General features: G+C 41.1%; 3 protein-coding genes. All 3 read right to left on the reverse strand.

Going from position 1 to position 4,547, the window contains the following annotated elements:
• Positions 1–140: 140 nt before the first annotated feature.
• A complete protein-coding gene (locus J6O61_RS05885) occupies positions 141–2,711 on the reverse strand; it encodes a PEP/pyruvate-binding domain-containing protein (protein ID WP_292210733.1) in 2,571 nt (856 codons plus the stop codon).
• A 171-nt stretch (positions 2,712–2,882) separates the two neighbouring features.
• Positions 2,883–3,596, reverse strand: coding sequence for a DUF6036 family nucleotidyltransferase (locus J6O61_RS05890; RefSeq protein WP_292210734.1), 714 nt, complete (start codon positions 3,594–3,596; stop codon positions 2,883–2,885).
• Positions 3,589–4,149, reverse strand: a complete 561-nt coding sequence (locus J6O61_RS05895) for a helix-turn-helix domain-containing protein (RefSeq protein WP_292210738.1) — start codon at positions 4,147–4,149, stop codon at positions 3,589–3,591. The genes J6O61_RS05890 and J6O61_RS05895 overlap by 8 nt, the downstream gene beginning before the upstream one ends.
• Between the last annotated feature and the right edge of the window lie 398 nt (positions 4,150–4,547).

The following is a 4,547-nucleotide window of genomic DNA, read 5'->3' on the forward strand; positions in this document are numbered from 1 at the left end:
AAAGTACGCCATTTTTAGGGCAATTCTTCTCAATCGATCCCATATCTTCCAATCTTTTAGGATAGTATTAACTTTTCAAGGTTCAATCGGGCGGATCCCGTTATTTATGCTCTAAATGCACTTCAATTCCGAAAGGCTATTCATGTTTTTAGCAACAGGTGATTCTTTTCCAAATCGTAGAAAAGAGTGCATTCAGCTTCTTTCATGTCAAAGACCTTTACGATGTCTGCATCGCTGTCCCTATCCGTAAAATCTGCGGTATTATTTCTATAAGCTGAGAGCTTATCCGGTGAGAAATGCAGAGTATTCTCGTTTGCAAAAACAGCGGTATATAGAATATCTGCTTCTACAAGATCCTGGAAAATGTGGCTTCCATAGGACAGCTCCGGGTTATAGCCAGCCTCCTTTTCCTCAACTTCACATACCGCCTCAAATTCACTGATATCCGCAAAGATTGTAGGTACCCCAAGTTCAGGAGATGAAGTACCTATACGCCCTGGAACGACCAACATCATGTGCCTGCCCTGTTCTCTGAATGTCCAGTTTACCTTGCCTATGATCCTTGCAATCCGGGTCTTATCAGCGTATGGCATTTCATAGTATGCCTTGGGATCAACATAGACTATCAGGTCAATAGGAACACTCCTCGAGAGCCCCATTGAAGAGCCTACGCTTTCAAGGATGATGTTATCCTCCGGTACACTTTCGGGAACAACTACTTGTGCTGTATCCTTGAATACCTGAAGCGGCCTGCATTGCAGGAGGTTTATGGAATACTCACCGTTTTCCGAAAGGTTCATTGTAAACTCTATATCTACAGGATGCTCATATTCCTTCTGGATTATCTGCATAAGCTGCTGCATCTGTGTCATTATGGTCTGCTTTTTCACAAGGCCTCTACAGGATATGAATCTCACATCCCGGTATATACCACGCTCTTTTAAAGAATCCTCCACTTCATAATCGTGTTCGAGAAGTGTGTTTATCAGATACATCGGAAGCTTGCCTTCAATATCTCTAAGCTCCAATCGTTTCAATGCATGCTCGCTCACGTCCATGGCTTCTACCGCCCGCTGAGAAAACTGGTGCTTTTCAGCTACGGTAACTAATGAAGTTGCCTCCGGCATATCAAGGCTTACAAGACGGGGATATGAGCCCATAGTCCTGTCCACAGCTGATGTACCAAGACCCATGACAAGCCTTAACATGCCAGCCTTTGGTTCGATGTCCGCAAGGAATTTGTATGGACTGTAGGAATAGCCAACACCAGCAGCACAGGGCATATAATAAGGACCATAATAAGACCCTGAAACTCTCTGTATTAGCAGTGCCATCTGCTCATCCCTTTTATCAAGTCCACGCCTCTTTCTGTAATCAAGGGCAGACAGGCTCATGGTGCTGGTATATACTGTTCTGATGGCATTCTCAAATTCTTCAAGCCTCTCCTCTAAGGTGCCCCTGTTTGCACAGAATACCGATTCATACTTTCCGGCAAAAGCATTTCCAAATCCATCCTCGAGGATACTGCTTGACCTTACAATAAATGGATCCTGCCCATAGTATTCCAGGATATGCTTAAACTGAGTCCTTAGTTCTTCTGAAAAAGATCCCTGCTTCAGCTTTGTTGCAAACTCATCGGCAAGTGAAAAATACTCTTCGTCAGCTCTTTGGCGAATCCGTAGATCCCAGAACTCATTGTCAACGATATAAGTATAATAAACATCCGAGCCCATAAAGAATGAATCGTGGGGTTCCAACACTTCGTTTATCTCAGGATTCTCGTTGCGGATGATAGCCCTGGCAAGAAGCATTCCGCAGGCCTTTCCTCCAATGAGTCCTGTCCCTATCATATGATTCCTGACAGCAAAATAGTCCTCAGGCTCAAAATGCTTTTTTACCATCTGTCTCATCTTCTCATCCCTGGTCATCATGATATTGCACATCATGTTGCAGGACTCTATCATATCCATATGGTTGTCATACTGGAGCTTTGCCGTATTAAAAAACTTATCCCAGAAATCAACATACTGATCCTCCCCAGGTCTCTGGAAATTATCAAGAAGCTGATAGAAACGGCTGGACTGGACGCCATCAAGGATTGGCCTGAAGGTTCCTTCATCTTTTTTATAAATATGCGGAAGGAACATAGTCTCTGAATCCCTGTTCCAGACCTTCTCAGGGCGTACATATACATTTTTAGAATCAGAATATACATCAAGAAAAAGCTGCGTTGTATTGAGGATTTTATTGACTGCGTGAAAAGAATGCTTTCCCCGTATTATCGGGAAAAACGCAACAGTGTCGAGAATAAAGAGGAACGGACACGTAACCCTAAAGAAATTCCCCATCATGAGGTCAGTAGCCCAGCGTATCTGCAGCTCTGACAAGCAGTCAAAAACATAGAAGGCATCCTTTCCTTCTTTTTCAATGATATTATGTATATCTACGGTGAACGTCTCAAAGCGGTGTGTTAGCGGTACCTGATATATCTTTACCTCAGGACAGTCTTCCACAAGCGGCTCGTGGCTGGCAAATCTGAAGTAGATTATGTTCCTCCCATCCTTCTTCGCCTGCTCAACGTAAGGATCAACAAACATTCTAAACTCCGAAAGGTCAGAAACCCTGAAAACAACGTTGTCACCAAGCCTGATGTTATCAAGCGCTTTATCCATTTCCGGTATCCCTGACAATACACGTTCAAATGCTGCCATACCTACAACCTCCTATTGCATTTACAGCCATACAAAAGAAAAAAGCAAAGTCTGCCAACATTTCTGTAAGCTCCTTTGCTTCTTTATTTATAATAGCACATTCTTTTTCCTTCAACACTCTTTTTCACAATAGGATGCAAGTCTGCTTATATTCATCAGAACTTTTTTATCTCATTCCTTAGATTCTCTGACCCTCTTTCTTTTTGCAGCCTCCAAAACGCTTGCAAGATTACCTTCGTTAAGCAGCTTCGGATAATTATCATCGATATCCTTGAGGATTACCCGGTTATCAGACTCTGACGATCTAGTACTGTCATATAGCTCCTCCAGATTGTCCGCAGAAAAGATACTATCAAGAAGCTTTCTTGCTTCTTCAGGATGAGAAAGATTTTCAAAGCTCTCATAAAAATTCACAACAGCTTTCTCTATTAGCTCTCTCGTGATATTCTCTGACTTTATGATGCCGACAGCATCTGACATATCATACTTGTATGGCCTCATTGAAGCCAGTTTCATTGCAACATCGTACTCTGATGGGAGCATCCTTACTTCAAGTATGTTTGCAAACATTTTATAATGCTTGGAATACTGCCGAATCTTTTCAGTATATGAGCTGGTTTTTCTAAATTCCTCGTTGATCCATCCAGTCGGAAGTCCGTTTCTGTCGCCCACGATGTTTATGGCATCTTTCATGGAAGATGATGCAAAAATCAGACTATCGATATCCGTTGTAGATGGACGAAATCCATATTTTGAAACTATTGCTGCACCGCCTATAATTACAATCTCTGCTGGAATGTTCTTTCTATTAAGCTTTTTATACTCTTTTGCCAGTTGAAACAACAGATTGTCTATATTTTCTTTTGTAAATAAACCCTTATCCATTTATAATCTCACATTCTACTATATTAAAATTAAGAAACTCAGGAATAGCGTGATCCATAGCCTCTTTGTATGCATCTTTTCCCAAGAGTTTTTCTGACAATTCTGTATCAGCAGGGAATACAGGCTTTTCCAGTTTATAGCGCCTTATTTCTTCATATTCATTACACTTTGGAAGTCCGTTACGCTTACTTAGATAATCCAGCATTGCAAGAAGATAAAATGCCTCAGCCTTCATATCCAGTTTCCAGTAATAATTTATTTTTTTCTTTTCCAGGAGGTCGATCACATAATCAATTTCGCCCATCCGATTTACCAAATGACACTGCTCGCTTCTGAACAAATTGAAAGAATGATTCTTGTCACACAGTGTAAGAAGTTCATCTATTGTAAGATTAAGTGCGTCCGCTATCTTTTTCACAACACCAAGGGCACAGTTAAGGATATCCACCTTGCCATTAACGATGTTAAAGACCGTAGGATACGCTACCAGAGCGCTATTAGCAACTTTATATATCGATATTCTGTTGTCTTCCAGGTATTGCTTAATGTACATAGTTGGCTCCTCCTTCTGCTTTAATTATATACTCAAAATTATATATACGCAAGAGTATATATAATTCTAAAAATAATCCGAACCAGAACAGGCTCGGATTGATGAATAATAATACAATGTTTTGTATATGGTTTTCTGGCTATAAATCTTTCATTAAACTGAAGCATAACCATTATGCTTTCAAAATACGTTGTCCAAATTCTTTTGCCGCCTCAAGCTTCCCATCTATATTAAGCATGTGCGCTTGACACTCCCATAAGCTAAAGCTTGATGGGATTCTTGCTTCAACCACCACGGTTATTGTCACGCTCTCCGTAGAGAGTAGTTTTCCCAACGATGTCCACAAGCGTTTGGTTCGGCACAGCCCATGCCTACCTTGTCATTCGTTAAGCTGTCAT

Origin of the sequence: Butyrivibrio sp., assembly GCF_017635265.1 — a bacterium.
GTDB lineage: Bacteria > Bacillota > Clostridia > Lachnospirales > Lachnospiraceae > Butyrivibrio.